The 14,160-nt window shown below is 71.0% G+C and carries 12 protein-coding genes; 7 read left to right on the top strand and 5 right to left on the bottom strand.

From position 1 onward, the window contains the following. Positions 1-13 precede the first annotated feature (13 nt). The 5 genes from ABCR94_RS01200 to ABCR94_RS01180 all read left to right on the top strand — a co-directional run bounded on the left by ABCR94_RS01200 (position 14) and on the right by ABCR94_RS01180 (position 6,319). A complete protein-coding gene (locus tag ABCR94_RS01200; RefSeq protein ID WP_347117066.1) occupies positions 14-1,963 on the top strand; it encodes an ATP-binding protein in 1,950 nt (649 codons plus the stop codon). A gap of 73 nt (positions 1,964-2,036) precedes the next feature. Beyond that, positions 2,037-3,206: an acyl-CoA dehydrogenase family protein gene (locus tag ABCR94_RS01195; protein WP_347117065.1), complete on the top strand. Its 1,170-nt coding sequence runs from the start codon at positions 2,037-2,039 to the stop codon at positions 3,204-3,206. A gap of 62 nt (positions 3,207-3,268) precedes the next feature. After that, on the top strand, positions 3,269-4,876 hold the full coding sequence (locus tag ABCR94_RS01190; protein ID WP_347117064.1) for a 4-coumarate--CoA ligase family protein: 1,608 nt from the start codon (positions 3,269-3,271) through the stop codon (positions 4,874-4,876). A gap of 61 nt (positions 4,877-4,937) precedes the next feature. Then, positions 4,938-5,699, top strand: coding sequence for an enoyl-CoA hydratase family protein (locus ABCR94_RS01185; RefSeq protein WP_347117063.1), 762 nt, complete (start codon positions 4,938-4,940; stop codon positions 5,697-5,699). Further along, positions 5,687-6,319 (top strand): TetR/AcrR family transcriptional regulator, encoded by a 633-nt coding sequence (locus tag ABCR94_RS01180; RefSeq protein WP_347117062.1) that lies wholly within the window; start codon positions 5,687-5,689, stop codon positions 6,317-6,319. The genes ABCR94_RS01185 and ABCR94_RS01180 overlap by 13 nt, the downstream gene beginning before the upstream one ends. 63 nt (positions 6,320-6,382) lie before the next feature. Here ABCR94_RS01180 and ABCR94_RS01175 read toward each other — a convergent pair whose 3' ends face one another. Continuing rightward, the gene (locus ABCR94_RS01175; protein WP_347117061.1) at positions 6,383-7,483 is read right to left on the bottom strand and encodes a citrate synthase 2; all 1,101 of its coding nucleotides are present in this window, start codon (positions 7,481-7,483) and stop codon (positions 6,383-6,385) included. Between the two features lie 388 nt (positions 7,484-7,871). On the opposite strand from ABCR94_RS01175, the gene pdxH reads away from it, so the two are divergent. Both pdxH and ABCR94_RS01165 read left to right on the top strand, forming a co-directional pair. Further along, positions 7,872-8,495, top strand: a complete 624-nt coding sequence (pdxH, locus tag ABCR94_RS01170; protein WP_347118412.1) for a pyridoxamine 5'-phosphate oxidase — start codon at positions 7,872-7,874, stop codon at positions 8,493-8,495. Between the two features lie 397 nt (positions 8,496-8,892). Further along, positions 8,893-10,272 carry a PAS domain-containing protein gene (locus ABCR94_RS01165; RefSeq protein WP_347117060.1) on the top strand — a complete coding sequence of 460 codons (1,380 nt, stop codon included), beginning with the start codon at positions 8,893-8,895 and terminating at the stop codon, positions 10,270-10,272. A gap of 260 nt (positions 10,273-10,532) precedes the next feature. Here the strand turns inward: ABCR94_RS01165 and ABCR94_RS01160 are convergent, their stop codons facing one another. Genes ABCR94_RS01160 through ABCR94_RS01145 form a run of 4 tightly spaced genes read right to left on the bottom strand, consistent with a single transcriptional unit; the run spans position 10,533 to position 14,042 of the window. Next, positions 10,533-11,732 carry an ABC transporter permease gene (locus tag ABCR94_RS01160; RefSeq protein WP_347117059.1) on the bottom strand — a complete coding sequence of 400 codons (1,200 nt, stop codon included), beginning with the start codon at positions 11,730-11,732 and terminating at the stop codon, positions 10,533-10,535. After that, positions 11,732-12,475, bottom strand: a complete 744-nt coding sequence (locus ABCR94_RS01155; RefSeq protein WP_347117058.1) for an ABC transporter ATP-binding protein — start codon at positions 12,473-12,475, stop codon at positions 11,732-11,734. Before ABCR94_RS01155 ends, ABCR94_RS01160 begins: the two co-directional genes overlap by 1 nt. Next, positions 12,472-13,530, bottom strand: a complete 1,059-nt coding sequence (locus ABCR94_RS01150; RefSeq protein ID WP_347117057.1) for a peptidoglycan-binding protein — start codon at positions 13,528-13,530, stop codon at positions 12,472-12,474. The genes ABCR94_RS01155 and ABCR94_RS01150 overlap by 4 nt, the downstream gene beginning before the upstream one ends. Then, the gene (locus ABCR94_RS01145; RefSeq protein ID WP_347117056.1) at positions 13,527-14,042 is read right to left on the bottom strand and encodes a hypothetical protein; all 516 of its coding nucleotides are present in this window, start codon (positions 14,040-14,042) and stop codon (positions 13,527-13,529) included. The genes ABCR94_RS01150 and ABCR94_RS01145 overlap by 4 nt, the downstream gene beginning before the upstream one ends. Positions 14,043-14,160: the final 118 nt, after the last annotated feature.

The raw sequence follows: 14,160 nt of genomic DNA, 5'->3' as shown, positions 1-14,160 counted from the left end.
CAACAGTGCCACCATGAGTATCAGTTCTGTCCTGGTCGCCAACCGGGGCGAGATCGCCTGCCGGATCTTCCGCACCTGCGCCGAACTCGGCATCTCCACGGTCGCCGTGTACTCCGACGCGGACTCCGACGCGCTCCACGCGCGCGTGGCCGACAGGGCGGTACGGCTCCCGGGCGCGGCTCCGGCCGACACCTACCTGCGCGGCGACCTGGTGGTGAAGGCGGCGCTCGCGGCGGGCGCGGACGCCGTGCACCCCGGGTACGGCTTCCTCTCCGAGAACGCCGGCTTCGCCCGCGCCGTACTGGACGCCGGACTCGTGTGGATCGGGCCGCCGCCGGAGGCGATCGAGGCCATGGCGTCCAAGACCCGGGCCAAGGAGCTGATGGCGAAGGCGGGGGTGCCGCTGCTCGCGCCGGTGGAGGAGGTGACGCTCGAAGACCTGCCTGTGCTCATCAAGGCGGCCTCCGGAGGCGGCGGCCGGGGCATGCGGATCGTACGGGAATTGGACGATTTCGCAGGGGAGTTGGCGGCGGCGAGCGCCGAGGCGCTGTCCGCGTTCGGGGACGGCGAGGTGTTCGTCGAGCCGTATATCGAGCGTGGCCGCCATGTGGAGGTGCAGATCCTCGCCGACCACCACGGCACGGTGTGGGCGCTCGGCACCCGCGACTGCTCGCTCCAGCGCCGCCACCAGAAGGTCGTTGAGGAGGCGCCCGCCCCCTTCCTGCCCGCCGGGCTTGCCGACACCCTGTACGCGGCGGCCGTCCAGGCGGCCAGGGCCGTCGGCTACCGGGGTGCGGGCACGGTGGAGTTCCTGGTCTCCGGGGACCAGGCGTACTTCCTGGAGATGAACACCCGCCTCCAGGTCGAACACCCGGTGACGGAGGCGGTGTTCGACCTCGACCTGGTAGCGCTCCAACTACGCGTCGCCGAGGGCGAGTCCTTGCCGCCCGAGCCCCCGGCCCCGCACGGGCACGCGGTGGAGGCCCGGCTGTACGCGGAGGACCCCGCCCGTGGCTGGCAGCCCCAGACCGGGGCACTGTATGCCCTGCGGCTCACCGAAGCACCCGGACTGCGGGTCGACAGCGGATACGCCGGCGGGGGCACGATCGGGGTGCACTACGACCCGATGCTGGCCAAGGTTGTCGCCCACGCGCCCACCCGCACCGAAGCCGTCCGCAAACTCGCGCACGCCCTGGAGCGGGCCCGTATCCACGGCCCCGTCACCAACCGCGAGCTGCTCGTACGCTCCCTGCGCCACCCGGACTTCGTCGCCGGACGGCTCGACACCGGCTTCTACGAGCGGCACTTGGAGGCTCTGACCAGCGAGGCCCCCGAGGCGACGCCCGCCCTGGCCGCCCTCGCCGCCGCGCTCGCCGACGCCGCCGGACGGCGGGCGGCCCCCGGCACGCTGTCGGCCCGTATCGGCGGGTGGCGCAACGTGGCATCCCAGGCGCAGACGAAGAGCTACCGTTCCGAGCCCGGCGGTACCGAGCACGAGGCCCGCTACCGGGCCACCCGCGACGGCTTCACCGCCGAAGACGCCCCCGGCGTGCGCGTCCATGCCGCGCGCCCCCATCGGGTCACCCTCGAAGTCGACGGCGTACTGCGCCACTTCGACATCGCCGTGTATGACGACAAGGTGTACGTCGACTCCGCCACCGGCGCGCACACCCTCACCGCCCTGCCGCGCTTCCCCGACCCCACCACCCGCACCGAGCCGGGTTCCCTGCTCGCCCCCATGCCCGGCACGGTCGTCCGCGTCGCCGAAGGGCTCGTAGAGGGCGCGCAGGTCACCGCCGGGCAGCCCCTGCTCTGGCTGGAGGCCATGAAAATGGAGCACCGCATCACCGCGCCCGCCTCCGGCATCCTCACCGCGCTGCACGCCGTCACCGGCCGTCAGGTCGAGGTCGGCGCACTGCTCGCCGTCGTACAGGCCGAAGAGGCACCCGCACCGGCCGAATAGGCACCCGTACGGGCAATCGCATGCCCGCACCGACCGAAGAAGCACCCGCAACGGTCCAGGAGGCACAGCACTCATGAGCATCGCCACCGCAGTCGTCGAAACCGAAGAGCACAAGGCACTCCGGTCCGCCGTCGCCGCCCTCGGGCGCCGCTACGGGCGCGACTACCTCACCACCGTCGTACGCGAAGGACGCCACCCCGACGCCCTCTGGGCGGACGCCGCCAAGCTCGGCTACCTCGGCGTGAACCTCCCCGAGGAGTACGGCGGGGGCGGCGGCGGCATAGCGGAGCTCTCCATCGTCCTGGAGGAACTGGGCGCCGCGGGCTGCCCGTTGCTCATGATGGTCGTCTCGCCCGCCATCTGCGGCACCGTCATCGCCCGCTTCGGCACCGACCGCCAGAAGTCCGCCTGGCTGCCCGGCCTGGCCGACGGCAGCCTCACCATGGCCTTCGGCATCACCGAACCCGACGCGGGCTCCAACTCGCACCGCATCACCACCACCGCGCGCCGGGACGGCACGGACTGGCTGCTCACCGGGCGCAAGGTCTTCGTCTCCGGCGTCGACATCGCCGACGCGACCCTCATCGTCGGCCGCACCTCGGACGCGCGCACCGGCAGCCTCAAGCCGTGCCTGTTCATCGTCCCGCGCGAGACCCCCGGCTTCCAGCGCTCGCAGATCGACATGGAACTCCAGGCGCCGGAGAAGCAGTTCGAGCTGGTACTCGACGATGTACGGCTGCCCGCCGACGCGCTCGTCGGCGACGAGGACGCGGGCCTGCTCCAGCTGTTCGCCGGCCTCAACCCCGAGCGCGTCATGACCGCTGCCTTCGCCGTCGGCATGGGCCGCTACGCGCTGGGAAGGGCCGTCGAATACGCCAAGGAGCGCACCGTCTGGAAGGCCCCCATCGGTACCCACCAGGCCATCGCCCACCCCCTCGCCCAGGCGCACATCGAGCTCGAACTGGCCCGCCTGATGATGCAGAAGGCCGCCCACCTCTACGACGCGGGCGACGACCTCGGCGCCGGAGAAGCCGCCAACATGGCGAAGTACGCAGCCGCCGAGGCCTGTGTGAAGGCCGTGGACCAGGCCGTCCACACCCTCGGCGGCAACGGCCTCACCCGCGAATACGGGCTCGCCTCCCTCATCACGGCGGCGCGGGTGGCCCGTATCGCGCCCGTCAGCCGGGAAATGATCCTGAACTTCGTATCCCACCAGTCCCTAGGTCTCCCCAAGTCGTACTAGAAGGCGCGATTCTGGCCACCACCCAATTCAGTGCGGGAGATTCAGTACGGGAGGGGATTGTCATGGTGTTCCACAGTGAGTACGCACCGGTACAGCCCGTCGAACTGCCCATCCACGAGGCGGTGCTTGGCCACGCGGCCGATTACGGCGAGACGCCGGCCCTGATCGACGGCACCAAGGGCGACACCATCACCTACGCCCAGCTGGACGCCTTCCACCGGCGCATAGCCGCGGCGCTCACCGAGGCGGGGGTGCGCAAGGGCGACGTACTCGCCCTGCACAGCCCCAACACCATCGCCTACCCGGCGGTCTTCTACGCCGCCACGCGCGCGGGGGCCTCGGTCACGACCGTCCATCCGCTGTGTACGGCGGAGGAGTTCGCCAAGCAGCTGCACGACTCCTCCGCCCGGTGGATCGTCACCGTCTCACCGCTCCTGGCGGTGGCACGCAGGGCCGCGGAGCTCATCGGCGGGGTCGAGGAGATCTTCGTCTGCGACAGCGCGGAGGGCCACCGCTCGGTCCTCGACATGCTCGGCTCGACCGCGCCCGAGCCGGACATCACCATCGACCCGGCCGAGGACATCGCCGTACTCCCGTACTCGTCGGGCACCACCGGCGTCCCCAAGGGCGTGATGCTCACGCACCGCAGCATCGCCACCAACCTGGCGCAGCTGCAGCCCTTCATCCCCATGGGCCCCGGTGACCGCATCCTCGCCGTACTGCCCTTCTTCCACATCTACGGGCTCACGGCGCTCATGAACGCGCCCCTGCGCAACGGCGCGACGGTCGTCGTGCTGCCGCGCTTCGACCTCGACCAGTTCCTCGCGGCGATCGAGAAGTACCGCATCAACGGTCTTTACGTCGCCCCGCCGATCGTTCTGGCCCTCGCCAAGCACCCGTCCGTCACCGGCTACGACCTGTCCTCGCTGGAGTACATCGTCAGCGCCGCGGCCCCGCTCGACGCCAAGCTGGCCCAGGCCTGCTCCGACCGCCTCGGCCTGCCGCCCGTACTCCAGGCGTACGGCATGACGGAACTGTCGCCCGGCACCCACGTCGTCCCACTGGACGCGCACAACCCGCCGCCCGGCGCCGTCGGCAAGCTGCTGCCCGGCACGGAAATGCGCATCCTGTCGCTCGACGGCACCGGCAAGGAGCTGGGCGTCGATGAGGAGGGCGAGATCGCCATCCGCGGCCCCCAGGTGATGAAGGGCTACCTCGGCCGCCCGGACGCCACCGCCGACATGATCGACGGGGACGGCTGGGTGCACACCGGGGACGTCGGCAGGGTGGATGCGGACGGGTGGCTTTTCGTCGTGGACCGCGTGAAGGAACTCATCAAGTACAAGGGCTTCCAGGTCGCCCCGGCCGAACTGGAAGCGCTGCTGCTCACCCACGAGGGCATCGCGGACGCGGCGGTCATCGGGGTGTACGACGACGACGGCAACGAGGTGCCGAAGGCGTACGTCGTCCGGCAGCCGCGCCTGGGGTTCGCGGACGGAATCCCGGAGGGGCTCGGGGAAGGGCTGACGGCGGCCGACGTGATCGCTTTCGTGGCGGAACGCGTGGCGCCGTACAAGAAGGTGCGGCGGGTGGAGTTCACCGGTGGCATCCCGAGGGCGGCCTCCGGCAAGATCCTCCGGCGTGAACTGCGGGATCGGGAACGCGCGTGACGGCACAGATGTGACGGCACAGATGTGACGGCACAGAATCGACAAGAATAGGGGCCCGCCCATGACGCCCGTACCGCCGCTCGTACGGGCCGCGCACGAGCGCGGCATCACCACCCTCACCCTGGACTCGCCGGCCAACCGCAACGCGCTCTCCGCGCAGCTGGTCGGCGAGCTGGGTGACGCCCTGGCCGCGTGCGCCAAGGACCCCGGGGTGCGGGCCGTGCTGCTCACCCACACCGGCAACACCTTCTGCGCGGGCGCCGACCTCAAGGCGCCGCCCGTCCCGCACGCCTTCGTCCGGCTCATGCGGGCCGTCGTCGAGCTGCCCAAGCCCGTGCTGGCCCGGGTGACCGGGCACGTACGGGCGGGCGGCCTCGGGCTGCTCGGCGCGTGCGACATCTCGGTGGCGGGGTCCGGCGCGAGCTTCGCGTTCACCGAGTCCCGGCTGGGGCTCGCGCCCGCCGTCATCTCGATGCCGCTGCTGCCACGCCTGGACGGCCGGGCCGCCGCCCGCTACTACCTGACGGGGGAACGGTTCGACGCGGCGGAGGCGGCCCGTACCGGGCTGATCACTATCGCGGCCGACGGGGCTGCGGACGATGCCGTCGACGAGGCGCTCGCGCCCGTGCTCGACGGGCTGCGCAGGGCCTCACCGCAGGGGCTGGCCGAGTCCAAGCGCCTGGTCACAGCTACAGTGCTGGCAGCCTTCGACCGGGACGCCGCCGAGCTCGTCGAGCGGTCGGCGGGCCTGTTCACCTCACGGGAGGCGGCCGAAGGCGTGACGGCATTCCTCGAACGACGGGACCCCGCATGGGTGCTGTGACCCCGCCCCCGGCCACAGTCGAAGCACCGGGCAAGGCCCCCGGCCACGCCCCCAAGCAGGACCGCTCCCGGGCCACCCGGCAGCGCCTCCTGGAGGCCGCCGTGTCCTGCCTGGCCGAACGCGGCTGGGCGGGCTCCACGGTGTCCGTCGTCGCGGAACGCGCCGGCGTCTCGCGGGGCGCGGCGCAGCACCACTTCCCGACCCGGGAGGACCTGTTCACGGCGGCCGTCGAGTACGTCGCCGAGGAGCGCTCCATCGCCCTGCGCACCCTCTTCCCCGAAGGCCCGGCGCACCGCGCGGCCGTCGTCGGCGCCCTCGTCGACCTCTATACGGGCCCGCTCTTCCGGGCCGCCCTGCACCTGTGGGTCGCCGCGTCCAACGAGCATCAGCTGGGCACCCGCGTCACCGAACTCGAAGCCCGCGTCGGCCGCGAGACCCACCGCATCGCCGTGGACCTGCTCGGCGCCGACGAGTCGGTGCCGGGCGTACGCGAAACCGTCCAGGGCCTCCTCGATATGGCACGCGGCCTGGGCCTGGCCAACCTCCTCACGGACGACACGACCCGGCGCGACCGGGTGGTGGCCCAGTGGGCCAAGCACCTGGACGAAGCGCTGGGGTGAGCGAGCACGTGACAAACGCCGGACGGGCCCACTCCTCCCGAGAAGTGGGCCCGTCCGGTCCGCTCAGCGCGCGATGTCGTCGAACCCGGTGACCTCGTGCGGATTGCGCGTCGCCGGTCCGATGTAGCGCGCGGAGGGGCGTACGAGCCGGCCCGTGCGCTTCTGCTCCAGGATGTGCGCGCTCCAGCCCGCCGTGCGCGCACACGTGAACATTGACGTGAACATGTGCGCCGGGACCTCCGCGAAGTCCAGCACGATCGCCGCCCAGAACTCGACGTTCGTCGCCAGGACCCGGTCGGGGCGCCGCGCGTGCAGCTCCGCCAGGGCCGCCTTCTCCAGTGCCTCCGCGATCTCGAAGCGCGGGGCGGCGAGCTCCTTCGCCGTACGCCGCAGGACACGTGCCCGGGGGTCCTCGGCGCGGTAGACACGGTGGCCGAAGCCCATCAGGCGCTCGCCCTTGTCCAGGGCCTGTTTGACGTACGCCGTCGCGTCGCCGGTGCGCTCGATGTCCTCGATCATGCCGAGGACACGCGACGGCGCCCCGCCGTGCAGCGGCCCGGACATGGCGCCGACCGCGCCCGACAGCGCCGCGGCGACATCGGCGCCCGTCGATGCGATGACCCGCGCGGTGAAGGTGGAGGCATTCATGCCGTGCTCGGCGGCCGACGTCCAGTACGCGTCGACGGCCTTGACGTGCTTGGGGTCGGGGTCGCCGCGCCAGCGCTTCATGAAGCGCTCGACGACGGTGTCCGCCTTGTCGATCTCCTTCTGCGGCACCATCGGCAGGCCCTGCCCGCGCGCCGACTGGGCGACGTACGACAGTGCCATCACGGCGGCGCGCGCGAGGTCGTCGCGCGCCGTCTGCTCATCGATGTCGAGAAGCGGCTTCAGGCCCCACACGGGCGCGAGCATCGCCAGCGCGGACTGTACGTCGACGCGGATGTCACCGGAGTGCACCGGGATGGGGAAGGGCTCGGCGGGCGGCAGACCGGGGTTGAACGCGCCGTCGACCAGCAGGCCCCACACGTTCCCGAAGGACACGTGCCCGACCAGGTCTTCGATGTCGACGCCCCGGTAGCGGAGCGCACCGCCCTCCTTGTCCGGTTCTGCGATCTCCGTTTCGAACGCGACAACTCCCTCAAGTCCGGGTACGAAGTCGGACATCAGGCGGCTCCTCATGAGGTGTGCAGAATCAGCAGAGTCAGCAGATTCAGGTGTCAATTTCCGTCAGTACCGGGCAGGTTCCGCGGTCTTCTGTGCCGACATGTGTTCATACATGCACGACTCGCGGTCCGTGTCGGTCACCCCGGTGATGCCCCGCACGGCCGGTGCTCACCCAACCGCGCAGGAAGCAGGCACGATATCCCGTGCTGTACGGAGGCCACAGTGCCCAGGGAGACGATTTTGGCGGGTTCCGCCGATGCGGGGAAGCGTGACGTCCGGCAGACTGCTCCGTCTGCGGCCGGGAGGATTGGCGGCACCGGGTGCCGGGCAGGCTGTGTCCCTGCGGCAGGATGGCACTGTGCCGAACCGAGATTTCGACCCCGCCGCCATGCGCGCGCATTACCGCACCGAAGCCTTCACGGAGGCGGACCTCGCCGCCGGTCCGATGGATCAGTTCGCCCGCTGGTTTCAGCAGGTCGCGAACAGCGGTCTGCACGAGCCGAACGCCATGGTTGTCTCCACGGCCACCCCGGAAGGCCGCCCGTCCTCGCGCACGGTGCTGCTCAAGCAGTACGACGAGAAGGGCTTTGTCTTCTTCACGAACTACGCCTCCCGCAAGGGCCGGGAGATCGAGGCCAACCCTGAGGTCGCCCTGCTCTTCCCATGGCACCAGCTGGCCCGCCAGATCACCGTCACCGGCAAGGCGGTCCGTATCGGCCGCGACGAGACGGCGGCCTATTTCCGGACCCGCCCGCACGGCTCGCAGCTGGGCGCCTGGGCGAGCGCCCAGTCGTCGGTGATCGAATCGCGCGAAGAACTGCTGCACAGGTACGAGGAACTGGCTGCCCGCTACCCGGAGAGCGAGCGCGTCCCGGTGCCGCCGGAGTGGGGCGGATTCAGGGTCGCGCCCGAGACGGCGGAATTCTGGCAGGGCCACGAGAACCGCCTGCACGACCGGCTGCGGTACGTCGCCGACGAGGGCGCGTGGCGCGTCGAGCGCCTCTGCCCGTAGGTCCACGGCGGGGTCCACGGCGGGGTCCACGACTGGGTCCACGACTGGGGCATGCAGAAACCCGCGGGCTCAGGTTCCTCCGGAGAGGAGCCGGCCGGACGTACCGGCGAGCCCGCGGGTCGGTGACTGCTTGGGATTGGGCCGGCGACGCCGGCACCGCACACAATGCGACGACGGGCGTCAGCCCGCAATCACCTCACGCGTCCGGTTTCCATACATCGGCCGAAACACCTCCCTCCGTCGTGTGCTCAACACCATAGGAAGCTCTCCCGCACCTCTCAACTCATTTTCCGAAGCCCGCCAGGGCCACCTATTTCCGCGAACACACTGTGGGCTGGGTCACGTTGGAGTTGAATGATCCCCAGTGCAGCAAGGCGACGCCTGCAGGGGGTGCGAGGTGAGTGCTTCCCGGATCAGTAGGACCACCGATGAGCTGGGGCCCGACGAGCCGGGGCCGGGCTCCGACGAGCTTCTGGCCGCGCTTCTCGACGGTATGGACGCGGCGCTCTGCGCGTTCGACGCGGACGGGGTGATCACCCACTGGAACCGCGAGGCCGAGCGGATTCTCGGCTGGACGGTCGGCGAGGCCGTGGGGCGGTCCGGGTTCGCGGGCTGGGCCGCACGGGCTGAGGACGCGGACGAGGTGCAGGGCCGGCTGATGTCGGTGATGCACGCGCCGGGGCGCCAGGTGCACGAGTTCGCGCTGGTGCGCAAGGACGGCGGGCGGTTGCTCGTACGTACCCAGTCGGCCGGGGTGCGGAGCACCGAGGGCAAACCGGCCGGGGTGTACTGCGCGTTCAGTGAGGTACACGCGCAGATCGATCTGGAGCGGGCCATCGCGCTCAGCGAGGCGCTCTTCGAGGACGCGTCCTGGGGCGTTGTCCTGGTGGACGTCGATCTGCGCCCCACGGTCGTCAACAGCCATGCGGCGCGCGCACTCGGCGCGGGGCGCACGACGCTGCTCGGGCGCCCCCTGGGGGAGATCGTCGTCCGGGGCGTGGAGGAGCTGGAGGGCGCCCTCCAGCACGTACTGGCGGAAGGCGCGCCACCCGCGCCGGCCGAGCTGTGGGTGACGCTGCGGACGCCGGAGGGCGGCAAGGGCGAGCGCAGGCGGTGCTGGCGCAGCGGCTTCCTGAGGCTCGCTTCGCCGCTCACGGAGGAGCCGGTGCCGCTTGGGGTCGGCTGGCTGTTCCAGGACATCACCGAGGCGAAGCTCGCCGAGCAGGAAGCCTCCCAGCTGCGTTTCCGCGGCAATCAGCTGCACCGGGCCGGGCGCACCGCCGCGGAGTGCGAGGACCCCATGGAGGCAGCGATGTCGTACGTCGACTTCGCCCTCGCCGGGTTCGCGGACCATGCCCTCATCGACCTCACGGTCGGCGACCACCCGGCCCGCCTGGTCCGGGCGGCGGCGACACCCGCCGGCTCGCCGGGCCCGTGCTTGGCGGCGGCCGATGCGGCGGAGCTCCCGGTCCGCTACGCGCAGGGCCACCCCGCGCTCCAGTGCCTGGACCGGCGCGGCTCGGTCCGGGCGAGCGCGAGCGCGACGGGGACGCCGACATCACAGGAGTGGGCGGCACACCGCCAGTGGCCGCAGGACAGCGTGCACGCCCTGTGCACGGTGCTGCGCAGCCGGGGCCGGACGCTGGGCGTGGCCACGTTCCTGCGGGGCCCGAGCCGCAGCGCGTTCGAGCGGCCGGACGCGGTGTACGCGGAGAACATCGCGGTCCGGGTGGCGTCGGCGATCGACTTGGCCCTGGCGCTGCGGGGCGGGGGGTAGGCGGGCCGGGCCGCTGCGGGGCTTTCCCCGACCCGCCCCTTCCCGAACTGGGGCTCCGCCCCGGACCCCGGTCCTCAATCGCCGGACGGGCTGAAATTCAGCCCGTCCGGGGGCCTGGGGGCTTGCCCCCAGTTTCAGGAAGGGGCGGGTAGGGGACAGCGCCGCAGGCAACCCGCACCCGGAGCCGCCCCGCACCCGCACCCGTACCGGCCCACGCACCCGCCCCCGGCACGCAACGCACGCACCCGGAGCCCCCCAACTCACGCCGCGTGCAACGCCAACGTCGGCGACAGTCGCGCAGCCCGCACCGCCGGGTACAGCCCCGCCACCGTCCCGATCACCAGCGTCGCCCCGAACCCGCCGACGACCGCCCAGGCCGGCACCACCCACGGCAGCCCGCCCGACGTCGCGTAGATCCAGGTCGCGATCGACCCCATCGCGACCCCGGCAAGACCGCCGAGCCCCGAAAGCATCAGCGACTCCGTGACGAACTGGATGCGGATCTGGCCCCGTGTCGCGCCCAGGGACCGCCTGAGCCCGATCTCGTAACGCCGCTCAAGCACCGAGATGATCATGGTGTTGGCGACTCCGACCCCGCCCACCAGGAGCGCGATCCCGCCGAGACCGAGCAGCAGGCTGCTGAAAGCGCCCTCCGTCGCCGCCTTCGCCTGAAGTGCCGACGACGGGTCGGTGACCTGCACGTTTTGCGGGTTCTGCGGATCGACCGTCGGCGCGATCAGCTTGCGCACCGCATTCACGGACGCGTCCGTCGAGCGCTCGTACAGCGATGTCGGATGCCCGTCGAAGCCGAGCAGCTTCTGCGCGGCCTCCCAGCCGACCAGCGCGGAGCGTTCGATCTCCGGCGACAGCGGCAGCGGGGCGAGGATGCCGACGACGGTGAAGTAGCGGTCGCCGACGTAGACCTGCTGGCCAGGCGAGGTGATGCCGAGCCGCTGCGCGGAGACATGGCCGAGTACGACCGAGGGGTAGCGGCCGTTGGCCTTGTTGAGCCAGGTGCCACTCGCCGCCCTGCCGCGCAGCACCTTGAGCAGTTCCTCCGTACTCGCTTTGACGGCGATGCCGCCCGTCTCGTCGTCGGAGATCTTCTCGCTGCGCCGCACCGCTTCCTTGATGTCCCCGGTCGCGGCGGCCTCCTCGATCCCTTCGATGCGCCCCAGCATGCCGAGTGAGCCCTTGGGCAGCTTGACGTCCTCGCCCGAGAACATGCCCTGGCCCGGGGTCGCCACCAGCATGTTCGTGCCCAACTTGTCGAGGCGTTCCATCAGTTGGGCCTTGCTGGACGCGGAGATGCCGACCACCGAGATCATGGTGGCGATCCCGATGGCGATGCCCAGCGCGGAGAGGATGACCCGCATGGGCCGGCTGCGCAGCCCCGCGGAGCCGACGTGCAGGACGTCGCGGGGGCCGAGCCTGGCGGCCTTGAGTCGTGTACGGGCCATCAGATGCCGTTCCTCATGTCCATGTCCGTGCCCCTGTCCGCCACGACCACCAGCGTGTCGTTGACCCTGTCATTGCTCAGGTCCGCCACCACCAGCCCGTCCCGGAGCCGGACTTGGCGGGGCAACCGTTCGGCGATCTCCGTGTCATGGGTGATGACGGCGATCGTCGCCCCTTCCTTGTTGAGGTCGTGGAGCAGCTCCATCACGGCCTCGCCGGAAGCGGTGTCGAGTGCCCCGGTCGGCTCGTCGGCGAGCAGCAGATCCGGTTCGCCGACCACGGCACGCGCGATCGCGACCCGCTGCTTCTGCCCGCCGGACAGCTCGTGCGGCCGGTGGCCCATCCGGTCCGCGAGCCCCACCCGCTCCAGCGCGTCCGCGGCCCGCCGGCGCCGTTGTGCGTGGGAGAGCCCGGAGTAGAGCAGGCCCTCCGCCACGTTGTCCTGGGCGCTGATGCCCGGCACCAGGTGGAACGCCTGGAAGACGAAGCCGACGTGCTGGGCGCGCAGCGCGGACAGCCTGCGGTCGGTGAGCGAGGCGACGTCGTACCCGGCGATGGCGACCGTGCCTGCCGTCGGCCGGTCCAGGGTGCCGATGATGTGCAGCAGGGTGGACTTGCCGGAGCCCGAAGGGCCGACGATGCCGAGCAGTTCGCCCTCCTCGACGGTGAGGTCGACGCCGCGCAGGGCGGCGACACCGCCGGGGTACTCCTTGGTGACCCCGGCCAGCTCGACGACGGTGCTCATATCTTCGGCACCCCGACCTTCATGCCCGCGCGCAGCCCGCCGCCGCTGACCTCGACGCGGCCCTGCCCGAACATGCCGAGCTCGACCTTCACCTCACGCGAGGTGCCGTTCTCGACGACCTCTACGCCGAAGCCGCCCTTGGGCAGGGCGAGCAGTGAGTTGACGGGGACGGACAGGACACCCTGGCGGGTCTCGCCGGTGAGGGAGACCGTGACGGGGGCCTGGTCGACGGCGACGACCTTGTCCGGCTTGTCGAAGGAGACCGTCACGCCGATCTTGGGTGTCGGGTCCTCCGCGCTGTCGCCCGCCTTGGCGGTCTTGGCGATCGAGGAGATCCTGCCCTCGGCGCTGGAGCCGTCCGGCAGCCCCACACTGACCTTGTCCCCGACTTTGGCGATCTTGCTTTCGGAGACCTCAAGCTGGAAGGTGACCACCCGTTCGGAGCCGGTGGTGGTGAAAACGGGCCTGCCGGGCGCGATCTGGTCGCCGACCGCGGAGTCCGCGCTCTTGATACGTACGGCACCTGCCGAGAAGGTGACCTGCTCGGGGCCCACCGTGCCGGTCTGCTTGAGGTCGTGCGACTTCTGCCAGCGTTTTACGGCGGCGGCGGTCAGTGACGAGTACTCGTCGTCGACGGTGAAACCCGTGTAGCCGAGGGCCGCCAGATTCTGCTCCAGCTGCTCGACGTCCCGGCCCTCGTCGCCGGTCTTCAGCGTCCGGTACATCGGCCCCGATCCGTACATCAGGCGCACCGGCTTGCCGTTGATCTCGTACACCCTGCCGTCGCGCTTCACCGCGGAGCCGGTGCCCGCGGCCCAGGTCAGGGTGCCGACCGCGCCCGCGTTGAGCTTGCGCTCCTTGGCGTAGCCGAGCTTCCCGTCGACCTGGGTGCTGTCGCTGAGGTCGCCGCGCTCCACGGGGGCGGTGGCGGGCGGCAGGGCGGAGTCCTGGGGGGACTCCTTCTTGTCGGGGGTGGTCAGGGCGGTGACGGCGACTCCGCCGCCCGCCACGGTGAGCACCACCAGGGCGGTGACGACGATCCTGCGCGCCTTCATCGCACGATGCTTTCGCAGGCCTTGTTGGCCTTCTCGAACTTCTTCATCTCCGGGCCCTTGGGCATCCGCTGCGCGGATACCGACCCGCCGTCCCCGCCGAACTTCGGGTCGGGCATGTTGAACCCGTTCTTGCGCATGCACTGGGCGTGCTTGAGCATCTTGTCCTTGTCGGCCTGGGTGATGCCGGCGCCCGCCGAACCGGGTCCGCCCTTTCCGGCGCAGGCCTTCATGGCCTTCTCCATCTTTTCCTTGCTCATGCCGTCGCCGCTGATGGTCATGCCGCGTCCGTCCTCGCCCGGCTTGGGGTCGGGCACGTCCATACCGTTGTCCCGCAGGCACTTGCGGTGCTTGGCGGCGTCGTCGCTCGCCTGGCCCGCGTTGTTGCCGGTGTCCTTCGACGTATCGCCGTCCTTGTCGCTCCCGCCGTCGGAACCGCAGGCCGAGGCGAACAGGGCGAGTGCGGCGAATCCCGAAGCGAGCGCCGCCGAGCGTGTACGGGTCCTGGTCCTCATGGTGTGTCTCCTCCTGGAGGGCAATCGCGGAAGGTGAAGAGGCCGTGTTCGGGCCGCAGGGGGAGCGTGCCAAGGACCGGCATTTCGTTTCTCTCAGCGAAGTCGCTTACATCGGCGA

This window comes from Streptomyces changchenzhani (assembly GCF_039766235.1).
GTDB lineage: Bacteria > Actinomycetota > Actinomycetes > Streptomycetales > Streptomycetaceae > Streptomyces.
The sequence above is the reverse complement of the archived record's forward strand: the minus strand, read 5'-3'. Positions and strand labels throughout refer to the sequence as shown.